The 13,220-nt window shown below is 61.3% G+C and carries 11 protein-coding genes and 1 pseudogene; 3 read left to right on the top strand and 9 right to left on the bottom strand.

What is annotated here, in order from left to right; genetic code table 11:
• The 3 genes and pseudogenes from CO676_RS35705 to CO676_RS16645 all read right to left on the bottom strand — a co-directional run.
• Positions 1-180 (bottom strand): annotated as a pseudogene (locus CO676_RS35705) (3'-5' exonuclease); the annotation flags it as partial.
• A 420-nt stretch (positions 181-600) separates the two neighbouring features.
• The gene (locus CO676_RS16650; RefSeq protein ID WP_097521883.1) at positions 601-1,764 is read right to left on the bottom strand and encodes a transcriptional regulator; all 1,164 of its coding nucleotides are present in this window, start codon (positions 1,762-1,764) and stop codon (positions 601-603) included.
• A 278-nt stretch (positions 1,765-2,042) separates the two neighbouring features.
• Positions 2,043-3,128 (bottom strand): PHB depolymerase family esterase, encoded by a 1,086-nt coding sequence (locus CO676_RS16645; RefSeq protein WP_245424331.1) that lies wholly within the window; start codon positions 3,126-3,128, stop codon positions 2,043-2,045.
• An 821-nt stretch (positions 3,129-3,949) separates the two neighbouring features.
• On the opposite strand from CO676_RS16645, the gene CO676_RS16640 reads away from it, so the two are divergent.
• Together CO676_RS16640 and CO676_RS16635 are read left to right on the top strand one after the other, a co-directional pair.
• A complete protein-coding gene (locus CO676_RS16640) occupies positions 3,950-4,264 on the top strand; it encodes a PepSY domain-containing protein (protein ID WP_097521882.1) in 315 nt (104 codons plus the stop codon).
• A gap of 37 nt (positions 4,265-4,301) precedes the next feature.
• The gene (locus tag CO676_RS16635; protein WP_097521881.1) at positions 4,302-4,907 is read left to right on the top strand and encodes a general stress protein; all 606 of its coding nucleotides are present in this window, start codon (positions 4,302-4,304) and stop codon (positions 4,905-4,907) included.
• 601 nt (positions 4,908-5,508) lie between these two features.
• On the opposite strand, the gene CO676_RS16630 is transcribed toward CO676_RS16635, so the two are convergent.
• Together CO676_RS16630 and CO676_RS16625 are read right to left on the bottom strand one after the other, a co-directional pair.
• Positions 5,509-6,120, bottom strand: coding sequence for a helix-turn-helix transcriptional regulator (locus CO676_RS16630; protein WP_097521880.1), 612 nt, complete (start codon positions 6,118-6,120; stop codon positions 5,509-5,511).
• A 103-nt stretch (positions 6,121-6,223) separates the two neighbouring features.
• Entirely contained in the window at positions 6,224-7,975 is a 1,752-nt protein-coding gene (locus CO676_RS16625; protein WP_179875506.1) for a hypothetical protein, read from the bottom strand.
• Positions 7,976-8,332: 357 nt separating this feature from the next.
• Between CO676_RS16625 and CO676_RS16620 the strand changes: the two genes are divergently transcribed.
• On the top strand, positions 8,333-9,499 hold the full coding sequence (locus CO676_RS16620) for a hypothetical protein (RefSeq protein WP_097521879.1): 1,167 nt from the start codon (positions 8,333-8,335) through the stop codon (positions 9,497-9,499).
• A 543-nt stretch (positions 9,500-10,042) separates the two neighbouring features.
• Here the strand turns inward: CO676_RS16620 and CO676_RS16615 are convergent.
• The 4 genes from CO676_RS16615 to CO676_RS16600 are packed head-to-tail and all read right to left on the bottom strand — an operon-like array spanning position 10,043 to position 13,174.
• Positions 10,043-10,897 (bottom strand): transporter substrate-binding domain-containing protein, encoded by an 855-nt coding sequence (locus CO676_RS16615; protein WP_097521878.1) that lies wholly within the window; start codon positions 10,895-10,897, stop codon positions 10,043-10,045.
• A gap of 56 nt (positions 10,898-10,953) precedes the next feature.
• The gene (locus CO676_RS16610) at positions 10,954-11,736 is read right to left on the bottom strand and encodes an ATP-binding cassette domain-containing protein (RefSeq protein WP_097521877.1); all 783 of its coding nucleotides are present in this window, start codon (positions 11,734-11,736) and stop codon (positions 10,954-10,956) included.
• The gene (locus tag CO676_RS16605) at positions 11,733-12,455 is read right to left on the bottom strand and encodes an ABC transporter permease (RefSeq protein ID WP_097521876.1); all 723 of its coding nucleotides are present in this window, start codon (positions 12,453-12,455) and stop codon (positions 11,733-11,735) included. The genes CO676_RS16610 and CO676_RS16605 overlap by 4 nt, the downstream gene beginning before the upstream one ends.
• Positions 12,455-13,174 carry an ABC transporter permease subunit gene (locus tag CO676_RS16600; protein WP_097521875.1) on the bottom strand — a complete coding sequence of 240 codons (720 nt, stop codon included), beginning with the start codon at positions 13,172-13,174 and terminating at the stop codon, positions 12,455-12,457. The genes CO676_RS16605 and CO676_RS16600 overlap by 1 nt, the downstream gene beginning before the upstream one ends.
• Positions 13,175-13,220: the final 46 nt, after the last annotated feature.

Below are 13,220 nucleotides of genomic sequence, written 5' to 3'. Positions count from 1 at the left end.
GATCTGGCGACCGACAAGCTTGCGCAGCACGCGATAGCTGCCGCTCTCCTCCAAAAGCCGGACCATGCTCTCGTTATCGAATGGCCTCCGCCGCTGCATCTTCAAGGGTTCTCGCAGCTTTACTACGACGCCATCCCCTGGCTCAGGTGGCGAGGCAAACATATCCAGCTGAGATGCCATCGGGCTCCAATGTCCTCGGGCTTCGGGCGCACACCAGTAGGGTGCGGATCATGCGTCAGGATAGAAACCGAGGGAGACTCTGGCAATGCGAATGGGGTCGGTAGAACGGACACGCAAGCCAAAATGCCCGGAAATCTGTTGAAAAGACACACCGAGCCTCCGGCAAGCTGCTCGCTGGCTCCGACGCACTCGCGAGCAACTTCGACCTAAACACATCAGCTTCTTTGAAACCGTGCTACAATTCGGTGCCTTCTCGCTAAGTTCGAGTCTCGCCGGCGCGGCCATTCGAGTCGATTTGGCAACCTCTTCGACGCGGCGCCGACTGATCCCTTGCGGCAGCAAGCCTGGAACGGGGCGCGGCCACGGTCAACGCATCATCTACCATAGCCTCGCTAAAATCAGTTTGCCGTGCGCCGAGCGCTACACCGTGCGAGATCGAAGAAACCGGCGAAAGTTCAGGAAAAAAGTCAGGGAAGTCCATGCGGCCCCGAAGAGCCAACCAAGCGCCAGTGCGATTGCGGCGACAATCTCCAAAAGCAGGTCCCCGAGCCGGATCGCTCCTTTGCCAAACAGCCGTATGATGCCGGCCGTCTGATCTCCCATCCCTTTTGCAAGAGACTCGAAACGGCGAAGTTCGGCAGGACTGTCGGCCCGTTCGATGACTTTGAATACCGAGCGGATACCCGCCCTCCTTTGGATGCCACTTATGCTCGAGGACGCGATCCGAAGCTCGTCGAGGGCGGCCGACCTTAACACGCCGTGGAACTGCCTGCGGATCGCATAGGTGTCAATCGGCCAGGCTTCCTTCACAGCCCCCTCAAGCTTCGAGAAGTCGAGTTTCCTGGCGTCGTCGACTGTGAGCTCCGATACCGCGCTTGTCAGACGCGGCAGGCCGGAGAAAGAGACCATCGGCGCCGGCATCGTCGTCAGGCCCTTCTTCAAGGCACCGATGTCAATGGCGTCGCCGGCCGACCGGACGAGGCGGTCCGCCAGCTTGCTGCTCAGCTTGCGCGCCTTGTTGGCGTTCTTCAGGACGGACGCTCCGGCATCGAACGCGCCTGTGCCTGGAGCGAGCATTGCAATGCCAAACAGGGAAGCACCGAGAGTGAAGCGGTCGTAGTCGTCGCCGACGAGAAGCTTGCCGCCCTCCGTATAGGTGTCACGGACGTCGCCGAACACGAAATAGTCGGCTGCGACAGCGCCGAAGATGCTGGGTATCGAATTGACTTCGCCGTAGAAGAAACCCTGGGCGAAACCCGTCGAATTCCGCCATAACGCATCGGCCACGGGCTCGACGGTGGAGGCAACGACATCGGGTGGAATCTGGTGCCCGAGCTCCTGTCCTATCCTGACCAGATCCGCGGCGTCGGAAAATTCGTCCGCTGCAATGGCGGCCCGGATTTCCTTCACCAGCACTCCTGTTGAAAGGCGCTGCAGCCGGTAACGCGTGATGCTTTCTGGTTCGTGGTCGATTACCAGTGGCAATGCGCCCGCGAAGGGCGACTCGTAAAAGGCGATCATCGACCCAGTGAGAACTGTCGCCGACACCGCCAGACGTACTGCAGAATGGATTCGACGGAGCATATAAAGCACCGTTCGCCCGCTGTTCGCGAACAAGTTTGAGTCGAGCCATCACCATACCCTCAGCACCCCATACTGTAATAGCTGATCGCGGTTCAAGTGTTGTTACACGATGTCAACCCAGCAGAAACGACGGCTAAATCGGGCGGCCACCGGTCGCAGTTCGCAGCCCGGCTCGTGCAAGACTTGATTGCCGCCTCGAGGGAAGCTCGAGGGCGTCGCGCCGTATGCGCTCCACCGCGGACCGGCTTTGGAAAAGGCCTCGGTACCATCGGGATGTCCTAGAGTATCGAGGCAGGCCGCTCCAGACCCCACAGACGCATGAGCTCGTTGGGGCCTGAAATGCCCGCGTCTAGAACGTAGGGATCAGACGCTCGGCCAGTCTTTCGCTTCGAGCTTCGTACGGGCAACCCATGTCCGAAGCCCTGTAGCGAATAAAATGACACTTGGCGTTGGCTCTTTCTGTGCCATCGCACGAGCGTGCCCCAGGGCTTTTTCACCGAGCGACCCATCGCAGCTTTCATGCCGATGACATCGAGCCACTGGGAAGCAGAGGCCTCGGCGTTGCCGGGATGTACGACCCTGTCGCGGGTTCCTTGCCAAATGGAAACATGCGGCCACGTTTTCTGCGCGGGGGAAACAGCCCTTACAAAATTACCCCAGTCAGCGGGCGACCGGGCGATGCCGGACTTCATCGCGCGCATGGCCGAGATCGCATCCCTGGCAGCCCCATAAGGCATCCCAGCAAATATCGCGACACCCGAGAAGAGATTGGGGTAGCTCGCGAGCAAAGCTGCTGTCAGTGCGCCGCCCGCAGAAAGTCCAGCCACATAGACACGAGAGCGATCGACACGGTGACGCCTGCATGCGTGGTCAATCATTTGCCGGATCGACATGACCTCACCGCGGTCGCGGGCGACCGCGCTTGGACGAAACCAGTTGAAGCACCGTTGCGCGTTGTTCGCCTCCCGCTGCTGCGGATAGAGGAGGAGAAAACCCCGTTGAGCGGCGAGCTTGGAGAACCCGCTAGCGATATCTAAGCTCTCGGGGGTCTGCCCACATCCGTGAAGGATCACGACGAGTGCAGGCTTCGCAGGGAGCCGCCGGGGTACGAAGAGCTTCATTCCGAGGCGTCCGGGATTGCTGCCAAATCCTGTCACATCCGTGAGAATAGGCTTTGGGACTAAGGGGCGTCGTTTCTGGTGCGGTCCGACCTTCTCCGGAAGGCGCAGCAGCGACGACTCGACGAGGCGTCGAAACTTCTTCTGGGTCTTAAGTATCCGCGAGAAGGATTCTGGGAGTCTAAACGTCACTTGCACATCCTTGTGTTGACGTCCTCGACGCTCTCCCGCGGCAAGCGCCGCCATCGAAAGACAATATCCTACTTAACGGAGGCGCTCGCCCGCGAGGCTGCCAGGACAAGAGGTGCCCGCTAGCCGGGGCCAAAAGACTCAGTCCCCGATGTCGCATCCTAATAGCTGTTGGCGTGCATCCACCACTCGGTTGTGACGATAAAAGGCGCATGAGGCCTGTTCGCTCCGCTTGGTAACGATTCTGAATCGGGTCGGTTCCATCCCATCAAAAGAACGGCATCGAGTCCGGCCGCTAGTCCAATGACAGCACCCCGGGACGGCGCATGATCGGGTGAAGCACCAGAAAGGGGCTCTCTGTCTGGACGTAAGGGGTCCGGCAACAGACTTTGTTGAAATCGAAATCGCTCATGTGAAGCGAGTAATTGACGCACCCGAGATCTCGCCATCTTTGCCCCTTGCCTACGAGGGAGGGCTAGCGCAGTTGGTTGCAGGCAATCGCGTGCTGGCTGCAAAGTCGCCGATGGTTAGGACCGGCCTTAAAGCGGCCGTGCTCTCGTTGTCGAGCCGATTCCCGGCCGCCGTTTTGGAGGGCACGTCATCGTTCTCCCTCGCTGCGAGAAGCGTTGCCCAAGCCGAAGTATGCAAGGGCAACACCGATAAGAGCCCGGCTCCCCAGCATCCCTTGCCGAAGCGGCACTCGTGTCGCGCGCTTGTTCCCTCTCACTCAATGCTCCCCCCGGAGCGACGCCTGAGCATGAGCGTTAACGGGCAAGCGCGCGTGTCACCAGTTCCGACCGGCCCAAATTCGGCGCGGAACCAAACTTCGGCTCGCGAGTTTGTCACAATCAATTCCGATCTTCGAATGAGGTAACTGCATGAAAAACTTGATCATTGCCGTGGCAGCGCTGTTAGGCACTGCCGCCACGGCGGCGCTTGCTCAGACGACGCCTTCGGCAGAAGGGGACACGCCAGCGGTCGCCACACCCAACACGCAGAATCCGGCGGCGCCGGTAGAAGGCGCGAATAGCTTTACTGAAGCGCAGGCCAAGGTACGCATCGAAGAAGCCGGATACACCGAGGTCAGCGGGCTGAAGCTCGATGACAAGGGTGTGTGGCAGGCAACTGCGATGAAGGACGGCAAAACAGTTTCTGTCGCTCTCGACTACCAGGGCAACGTGACGGCGCAGTAGTCAGCAAAAAGGTCCTTTAACCCCCAGGAGAATGACAATGAGAACCGTAACAGGGCTCTTTGATGATTATAGAGATGCTCGCGACGCGGTGAGGGATTTGGAAGCAGCAGGTGTGCCTTCCGATGATATCAGCGTCGTTGCAAACAACACAGGCGATTGGTACTCGGCCGAAAGCTCCAACACGGCCGAAGGTGCCGGTACCGGAGCTGGCCTTGGAGCTGCCGGAGGTGGCGTTGTCGGCCTGCTGACCGGATTGGGCCTGATGGCAATTCCAGGCGTTGGGCCTGTTGTGGCCGCCGGATGGCTGGCGTCCACCGCCGTCGGCGCAGCAGCTGGAGCGGCAGCAGGCGGAGCGGCAGGAGGGTTGATCGGCGCACTGACTGATTCCGGGATTGATGAAGGGGAAGCCCATGTTTACGCCGAGGGCGTTCGCCGTGGCGGCACCCTGGTGACGGCAAGGGTTGACGAGAGCCTTGCTCCCCAAGCTGAAGTAATACTCGAGCAACGAAACAACGTAGATCCTGCCGCCCGCAGGAGCATCTATGCTGATGAAGGCTGGACGCGGTTTGACGAAAAAGCGGACCCGTACACGCTGGACCAGGTCCAACGTGAACGTGAGCGTTACCGGACTATGATGCCGTAGCGGCCCCGATTGATGACGGCGCCGACAGGCGCCTTCACAATGCCTCACCGGAAACCACCATGGAACCAACTTCCCTGCGGAACGTTGCCGTTAGTCTGAGTACAACAAGGAACCGCCGTGCAGAGACGGGTCCTCCAGGAGGACAAAATGGATCTCACCACGCTTCTGATTATTGTTCTTATCATCCTTCTGTTAGGTGGCGGCTGGTATGGTCGAGGACGCTGGTATTAAGTGACGCCCTTGCTGCCGCTACGGTTTATTGTCACGCGGGTGACCAGTTCACGTTGCCATGCTCACACCTTCGCTGCACTCGACTGCCCCGACCGGTTTTAGCGTATGCTGCAAGGGCTGATCGACAAAGGCGGCCATACCCTGCGCAGAAACCGGAACCGCCGAGGGGATTTTGACGTTCCACGCAACCGGCAATCTTCTTTGGAATTCGGCTCTTTCTGGTCATCGGCGCTCTCCTCGCTGCGAGGGTATATTTAAGTGCTTACTTCGCCGAAACAGCCGCAGTCTTACAATTAAGAGCCAAGCGACAACTGCCTAGGCGGAGCAGGTGCACCGTTCGTGTGCCAGTGGCGGTGAGATTTTGTGCGGCCTATCGATTGCGGTCAGCCGGCATGCGGCCGGGCGCCTCAGCGTTTTCGGGATGAGCGAGATCGTCACCTCCTGGCGAGGAACGCGGCGCCGGTGGCATGAGTAATTCCTCCAGGAAATAGGCAGAGAGTGCCGCACGGCCGGAGAGCTCGGCCTTGTGGTAAACCGAAGTCGCCTGCTGGCGAATTGTCGCTTCGCTCGCTCCCCGAATCCGCGCGATCTCCTTGTGGCTGAAGCCCTTGAGCAGGAGCAATCCGATCTCCTGTTCCGCCTGGGTGCAGCCCCAGGCCGCAAATTGCCGCTGAATGGCGGCGCCGAGCTCCTGAAAATGATCGGCAAGGTCGGCGCGCCACTGGGCATTGCTCTCGCGTATGCGCGCGACCTTGTCGCGCAGATCGAGGTTGCCCGCCTCCTGCTCGCGAAGGCGCGAGGAAAGCAGCGCCACGCAAGCCGAGCAGCCGACGAGAAGCGCGATGCTTACCGCTTCCGTCAGCAATTCTGCGACGGTTAATTCCTCCTCCTCTTTCACCACTTCAAGGCCCAGCAACAGTGCGAAAGTCCCTACCGCACCCGTGATCAAGATCTGCCGGCCGCGTCCCTTGGTCCAATCCATCCCCTGTCTCGCCGCTGGCGGCGGCGCCCCGCAACTCGCCGTTCCGCCGCCATTTTGCGCCCGCCCGTCCGGCATCGCAACAGATGGGCGCCAATTCGTGGCCTTAGACGAAGAAGAAGCCATCGGCGCTGAGCGAGGTTGCTCCCGCCTTCAGTACCCCATCAGGTACTCCGTCGAAGTATCTATCGGCACCATCAAGATGGTCGTCGTAGACGCGGTCGAGATCGCAGAAATCGACCCAATCCCGGTCCACGCGGAAATCGTCCCTGCGGATGTCGAAATCGGCGAAGCGCTCGACACGAAGCGCCGCATCCGCAAACTGGAAGGTGTCGCTGACCACGTGGCCGTCGAGACTTTCGTCGGCTGGTCCCTCGGCCTCTTCGTCGCCCGCATCTTCGATCTGGTCTCCGGCCGGCAGGCGGTCTTCGCTGTCGCTGACAGGCTGGTCACCGTTTGTGCCGCCGGACTTCGCGGCTCCGGCCTCGCGGACGAGCTGGTTGAGCGTTTCGGCTGCGATCGGTGCGTCGCTGACAGCCACAATCGCATCATTGAAGTCGCCGTCATACTCGGGGCTGGTGTTCAACCGGTCTTCGAAGCCGATGATCTCTATCCCGCCCGCCCCTGCTGCGCTCGAAGAAAGCCCGATCGCCTGCATGCTGCCGGCCGGGTTCAACAGATTGGTACCATCGTCGGCACCGAGCGCGCTCAGGGGCTGTATCGGCACGATGTTGCCGGCATCGTCCATGACTGTCGGGGCGAAGAGATCGTTCACGTTGGCCGGCGCGCCGGTAAGAAGGTTCTTGAGTTGCAGGCCACCGTCGGTGAACTGGTCCAAGTCAACACCGATCTCGTCGGCGCCGCGCACCAAGAAGAGACACAGGGTCTGGCCGTCCGGAACGTCAACGGCGACGGATGTCCCGCTCGGCGCATCTGCGAGGTCCGCGACGAGTATGCGCCCCTCGCTAATGGCTCCTGTCGCCTCATCGATGAAATAGGCGCCCAGCGCATCCGCGCTGTCTGTAGAGCCACCGAGCACCGTGACGTGCTTCGTCGTACCGGTCCCGGCGAAGTCCGCCCTGTCGAGGTCACGTATCTCGGCGAGATCCTCGATCGTTTTGGATTCCTTAAGTTTCGCCAAGGCCGGCGTGATGTCGTCGCTGTCATCGGGATCCATCTGGCCGACAATTCCATGGCGGTAGAGATCGACGGTCGACGTCGTCATGCCGTTCGGCGCAACGGCGGCTTCGGTGATCAGGCCCACGCCGGGTGCATAGTATTTGTACTCGATACCGGTGGAGAGTGCCGAACTGTCGATGATCTTGATCACATCGTCGAACTCCCCGAAGGACGTTTCGACATGGAGCCCGGTTTCCGCGATGATGCTTTCGTCCTCGGCAATCCCGGGCGCATATTCCAGATAGTAGGCAGGGCCGAACTCTGGGCTCGCCTTCATCGCCCAACCCGGCTGGTTGCCCGAATCGTCGGCCGACCATTCGCCGTCGTGATTGACGCCGATGAAGTTGCCCGCATCGTCATATTCGTAGTTGATGACGATTTCGCCGAAATACCAGACATTGCCTTCGGTGTCCTGTGCGTACCAGTCGAAGGTGTCCTCGATGATCACATCGTCCTCGTAGACCGTGTCGCGGATCACGGAGGTGGCGACTCCGCGCACCTCGAATGTCGCAGACGTGGTGAAGAGGTCGTTGCGCTCCGTCGTGGTCTCGCCGGTGTCCGGATCGGTCTCCTCGCCCATGTAGCTGAGCACGTGACCGGTAATGAGCGGGAAGTAAGGGTTATTGATCGGCGCTCCGGGGGTGAAGGTCGCCGCTGCAAAATTAGGCAAGATAGCCATGGCAAGTCCTCCGAGGTGGTCGCTCGCGGCCTGGCCCCAGTCTGCCGCTCGACCGCCCGAGCATGCGGTGGCTATCGCCTCAGGGGAATCCGGCAGGCGTGACGCGGAAAAGACGTGGCCGTTCAACGCGCTGAACGAGCCGTCTTACGGATGTGAGATATGCTGACCCGCACGGCATTGGTGCCAATCAAATCATCGGCTATGGTCTCTGCCAGGCAAACAGGATGATGGCCATGCGGATTTCCATTTCTTCGGTAGGAGGCAATAGCAAGTCCGCTGGCCGCAGCCTCGCCCTCGCACACCGATTTCGGCCAGCGTCGTGGCACGCGATCCGTGCGAAGGGCTGACGGGATCTGCATGCGTCGTCTCGCCGTTGCCTGCACCGGTGCCGCGTTGCTGGGCTTTCCGATTGGAGCGGTGGCCGAAGACCGGCTGCCGTTCCATGTCGAAGGCTGTACGGCGCCCTGTGCGGGCTATGAGGTCTCGGCTGAACTCCAGAACGACTGGGTGTTTGCCGCTGACCCCTCCTTCCTGACGTCCGATGAACTGGAACCGACAATCACGGTCGACCTGTTCCTCGCACCGACCGACAATCTCCGCTTCGTCGCCTCCATCATCACCGAGCACGTCGTCGAGCCGGATGCTGGCGAGAATGCGGTCTTTCAAGGCATCGGGACTTACTTGGCGGAACTTTACGCCACAATCGAAACGGGCCCTGCCACCATCAGGGTAGGAAAGTTCGATACGATCTTCAGCCTTGCCAGCGAGATCGCGCCAGGGATAAACGCGACGGAACTGGTCTCGGATATCGACGCGGATGAGCGCCTTGGCGCCGAGGTCGTGCTTGACTTCGGTGGCCTTGGCATGGAGCAGGCCCTGGCGGCGACTGCGTTTGGGACCGACCGTTCGGTTCTGAGCAATTCCCTGTTTACCCAACGCGGCCGCACAAGACTATCCGACGGCGGCGCCGGCAATACGGATGGCCTGTCCTCTTACTCGATCACGCTTGACGGCTGCCGGGGCGCGGCGCCGAGCGATTGCTATCTGGAGGGTGATTTCGGCTACAGGCTCGGCATCCGATATCAAGCCGCCGGCGTGCAGAACGGCGAAGAGCCCGAGGACAGTACTGGCGACGAACTGGCCTATCTGGCTGCCGCGACAACCAGCCTGGAACTGGACGAGATGACCCTCAGATTGCTCGGCGAAACCGCCTACCTTCGGCATTTCGACGGCGGCTCCGACGATGCACTGCTTTTCACCGGCTCCGCTGCGCTTGACCTTGCGCCGGTGACTTATGTTGCGAGCTATACGCAGCAACTGAACCTTGTCGCCGGGGAACCGGACACACGCGAGCATCTCGCCGACTTCGAAGCCATCTATGAGGCACAGGGAGAAACATCACTCGAAGGTTGGGAATTCGCCGCTGCCTACACGCTTGCGCGTGACGCCGACGAGACCGCCCACATCTTCAGCGTTCGGGCGGTGTTCAATTTCGACGGAGACGTGGAACCCGGATCGCCGTGAGACGCGAGCATATGTGCGTCCGTTTGGAGAATCCGACAGGCTGTACACTGCGGGTATCCTAGCTTGGGACCTGCACGGCGATACTCGTATATTGTGCGGCTCGAAGTCAGCCACCGGGACGCCGTCCGCCGCCCCAGCTTGAACTGTCCGGTTTAAGATGACGAGTAGACTTCTGACCGCGCAGCACTGTGCCTCAGCCGCTGCCCCAAAGCTCATATGCTCCATTCGGAAAATCAGCGCTTCCGGACCCACCTGCGCTGCAGGCGAGCGCCCTGTTGTTCCAGTGGATAGGTTATGCGATCTTTCGGCACGTAACGAGAACACCCTCTAAGCCCAGAGCGGAACTGTATGTGTTGCATCCACCGGGCCTCATTCCTGGCGGGCTAGCCTCACTGTTCGCACAACGCGCACCTTGTAAATTGCACTTTACGGCATCCATTGCAGTGGGCTTTTCGGTCCGTGCCTGACCATGGCATCGGCGCGGAGACGCCGCGTGTTCCAAAGAACAGCGGCGCTCCTCTTGCGGCTGGTATTACGGAAGAGTTATTGCGGCGTCAGGTCGAAGCCGAACCACTTTTCCGAAAGGCGCTTGATCGTGCCATCGGCCTTTGCGGCGGCGATGGCATCGTTGAACATGACCTTGAGCTCGGTGTCGCTCTTGCGCAGCCCGACCGAACTGCCGGCGCCGAGGAAGCCGCCCTGGAAGCGGGGACCGACGATCGTCATGTCGGCATTCGCCGGCTTCTCGACCGCCGTCTTCAGGTACCCCATCGACGCCATGACGAAATCGACGCGGCCGGCAACGAGGTCGAGGTCATGCTGCTCGGTCGTCTTGTACTCGCGAACTTCGACGACATCCTTGAGGTATTCATCGATGAAGCGCGCCGCGATCGAAGCGCTCTGGACCCCGATCGTTTTGCCTTCGACGAGCGGCCTCAACACCTCGGCCGCCTTGCGTGCGCCCGCCTCGTTGGAGGCCAGCGAGAAGAGCTCGCCCTTCATCGGCAGGGTTGCGAGGTCGCTGCCCTTGAGCGTCGCGAAGGCCTGGCCGGTGCTGCCGTAGGACTTCGAGAAGTCGATGACTTCCTTGCGCTTCTCCGTCGCCGACATGCCCGCCATGATGGCGTCGAACTTGCCGGCGTTCAGCGCCGGAATGATGCCGTCGAAAGCCTGCGGGATAATCGTACATTCGACCTTCATGTGCTCGCAGAGATATTTGCTAAGCTCGATCTCGTAGCCGTCCAGCGTTCCGTCCGGCTTTGTCAGGTTATAGGGCGGAAAGGCGCCTTCGGTGGCGATCGTGATCTTCGTCCACTTCTTGTCCTCGGCCTGTGCCGTCGTGGCGAGAAGCCCCGTGGCAACGGCGAGTGCCGCCATGATCGCGGTCGTTTTCTGCATTTCGGTATTCCCCTTTTTGCTGTGATGATTGGTGGGCTTTTTCGGCAGATCGGTCCCTAACTGCTGATGAACTGCCGGAAACGTTCGGATTTCGAATTGGTGAAGACCTCGTGCGGTGCGCCTTCCTCCTCGATCGCGCCCTTGTGCAGGAAGACCACGCGGCTCGAGACGTCGCGGGCAAATCCCATCTCGTGGGTTACGACGAGCATCGTCCTGCCCTCCTCGGCAAGCCCGCGCATTACGCGCAAGACCTCGCCGACCAGTTCCGGGTCGAGTGCCGATGTCGGCTCGTCGAAGAGCATCGCCTTGGGACGCATGGCGAGAGCGCGGGCGATCGCAGCGCGTTGCTGCTGACCGCCAGAGAGATGGGCCGGATAGTGGTTGCGCTTGTCGGCGATGCCGACCTTGGCAAGCAGCGCCTCGCCTTCCTCGATCGCTTCCTTGCGCGGCCGCTTCAGCACGTGGACGGGCGCCTCGATAACGTTTTCCAGCACCGTCTTGTGGGACCAGAGGTTGAAGCTCTGGAACACCATGCCGAGTTCGGAGCGGATGCGGTCGACCTGTTTCTGGTCGGCCGGCCGGCTCCTGCCATCGCGCGTGGACTTCAGCCGGATTGTCTCGCCGGCCACCGCGATGGAGCCGGAATCCGGCACCTCCAGCAAGTTGATGCAGCGCAGCAGCGTCGATTTTCCGGAGCCGGACGAGCCGAGGATCGAGATCACCTCGCCCTCATGCGCGTCGATCGATATCCCTTTCAGCACCTCGACCGGCCCGAAGCTCTTGTAGAGATCCCGGACGCTGATCGCGACGGGGGACGTGACTTTGGCGGGAATGTTCAATGTGTTTCTCCCTTCAGTTCGCCGCGGATCGGCATCGGCTGGCGCTGATGCGGGCTCAGCCGGTGCTCGACGAAGGCGATGAGCCGGGTCAAAAGAAAATTGATGGCGAGATAGATCGCTCCGGCGACGACGAAGACCTCGATCACCCGGTAGGTTTCCGAAATGATCCGGGCCGCGACGCCGGTGATCTCCATCAGGGTAATGATCGAGGCAAGCGACGTCGCCTTGACCATCGAGATCATCTCGTTGCCGTAGCCGGGCAGCGCCTGGCGGATAGCGAGCGGCATGACGATGCGGCGGAAGATCATGAAGCGGGGCATGCCGCAGGCCCGCGCCGCCTCGACCTGGCCGTGCGGCACCGACAGGAGGCCGCCGCGAATGATCTCGCTGGCATAGGCGGCCGTGTTCAGCATCAGCGCCAGCACCGCGCACCAATAGGGCTCGCGCAGCATCGGCCAGAAAATGCTGTGCCTGACGGCCAGAAATTGGCTGAGGCCGTAATAGATCAGGAAGATCTGCACGAGCAGCGGGGTTCCACGAAATACGAACACGTAGAGACGCGCGAACCAGTCGAGCACGAGGATGCCCGAGAGGCGCGCAAGCGCCAGCGCAAGAGCCAGAACCGAGCCGAACGCGATTGCCGTCACGGCGAGCTCGAGCGTCAGCGGCAGCGCCGCGAGCAGGCTCATCAGGGTTTCGGTGGCAAAGGCGATATCCATCAGCCCCTCCTGACGCCGCGCGAGAACCAGCGTTCCGAGGCGTTGAGGAAGGCGCCCGAAACGGTGGAGATTGCGAGATAGATCATCGCGGCGATGAAATAGAAATCGAACGGCAGGCTGGTCGATCCGGCGCCGATCTGCGCCTGGCGCAACAGCTCGACCACGCCGGTGACGGAAACGAGCGCGGATTCCTTCAGCACCACCTGCCAGACATTGCCGAGCCCCGGCAGCGCGTGGCGCAGCGTCAGCGGCGCGGTGATGCGGCGGAATTTGAGCACCCGCCGCATGCCGCAGGCCGTCGCCGCCTCGAGCTCGCCCGGATGAACCGCGCGAAACGCGCCGCGGAAGACTTCGGTCTGCTGCGCGCCCGAGGTCACGCCGACGGCAAGCGCGCCGGCGACGAAGCCCGGGAAGCTCACAAAGCCCTCGGCCCCCAAGAATTGACCGACCGCCGTCACGACCGCGCTGCCCCCGAAATAGAAGAGGTAGATCACAAGCAGGTCGGGTATGCCGCGCAGGATGGTCGTATAGGCCTCGGCGATCCCGCGGGGGACCGGACCGCCGGATATCTTCGCCCAGGCGCCGAAGATGCCGATGAAGCTGCCGATCGCAAAGCCTGCGAGCGCAATGAGGACCGTCATCCACGCGCCGGCGGCGAGCGCATGGCCCCAGCCGTCAGGCCCGAAACTGATGATGTCGAAGAAAGCGGGGCTGTTCATGAGGAGGATGTTCCTCTTCCAGAGCGCCCGGCGATTACGTGGCTGT

The organism is Sinorhizobium sp. BJ1 (genome assembly GCF_002531555.1).
GTDB lineage: Bacteria > Pseudomonadota > Alphaproteobacteria > Rhizobiales > Rhizobiaceae > Sinorhizobium > Sinorhizobium fredii_B.
This window is presented reverse-complemented; position numbering and strand designations above follow the sequence as displayed.

Bases quoted from the DNA above. Each gene is read 5' to 3' on its own strand.
- CO676_RS16650 (WP_097521883.1), bottom strand. From the start codon at position 1,764: ATGCTCCGTCGAATCCATTCTGCAGTACGTCTGGCGGTGTCGGCGACA.
- CO676_RS16645 (WP_245424331.1), bottom strand. From the start codon at position 3,128: ATGGCGGCGCTTGCCGCGGGAGAGCGTCGAGGACGTCAACACAAGGAT.
- CO676_RS16640 (WP_097521882.1), top strand. From the start codon at position 3,950: ATGAAAAACTTGATCATTGCCGTGGCAGCGCTGTTAGGCACTGCCGCC.
- CO676_RS16635 (WP_097521881.1), top strand. From the start codon at position 4,302: ATGAGAACCGTAACAGGGCTCTTTGATGATTATAGAGATGCTCGCGAC.
- CO676_RS16630 (WP_097521880.1), bottom strand. From the start codon at position 6,120: ATGGATTGGACCAAGGGACGCGGCCGGCAGATCTTGATCACGGGTGCG.
- CO676_RS16625 (WP_179875506.1), bottom strand. From the start codon at position 7,975: ATGGCTATCTTGCCTAATTTTGCAGCGGCGACCTTCACCCCCGGAGCG.
- CO676_RS16620 (WP_097521879.1), top strand. From the start codon at position 8,333: ATGCGTCGTCTCGCCGTTGCCTGCACCGGTGCCGCGTTGCTGGGCTTT.
- CO676_RS16615 (WP_097521878.1), bottom strand. From the start codon at position 10,897: ATGCAGAAAACGACCGCGATCATGGCGGCACTCGCCGTTGCCACGGGG.
- CO676_RS16605 (WP_097521876.1), bottom strand. From the start codon at position 12,455: ATGGATATCGCCTTTGCCACCGAAACCCTGATGAGCCTGCTCGCGGCG.
- CO676_RS16600 (WP_097521875.1), bottom strand. From the start codon at position 13,174: ATGAACAGCCCCGCTTTCTTCGACATCATCAGTTTCGGGCCTGACGGC.